1 protein-coding gene is annotated in these 243 nt (G+C 47.7%); it reads right to left on the minus strand.

Annotated elements, in window-relative coordinates; genetic code table 11:
* Positions 1-201 (minus strand): YHS domain-containing protein (locus tag HBA93_RS22945; RefSeq protein WP_221724766.1); only part of this gene is annotated, 201 nt, incomplete at its 3' end.
* Between the last annotated feature and the right edge of the window lie 42 nt (positions 202-243).

The following is a 243-nucleotide window of genomic DNA, read 5'->3' on the forward strand; positions in this document are numbered from 1 at the left end:
AGCTTTGAATTTACTATGACAACTATCCGAGCAGAAATGATATTCATGCCCCTTATAGGCCATGTGCGGCTTGTCTGCAGCCGGATCAACCATCATCCCGCAAACAGGGTCTTTAACCCGATTACCGCTTTCATGTCCGCCATGATGATGCCCGTGATGTGCATCATGCGCATGGGCTGTATGCGATGCAGTCTGTGCCATAAAAACCTCTCCTGCTTATCAACTGATAAGCAGGATAAAGGT

It is taken from the genome of Ochrobactrum sp. SFR4, assembly GCF_019730395.1.
Classification (GTDB): Bacteria; Pseudomonadota; Alphaproteobacteria; order Rhizobiales; family Rhizobiaceae; genus Pseudochrobactrum.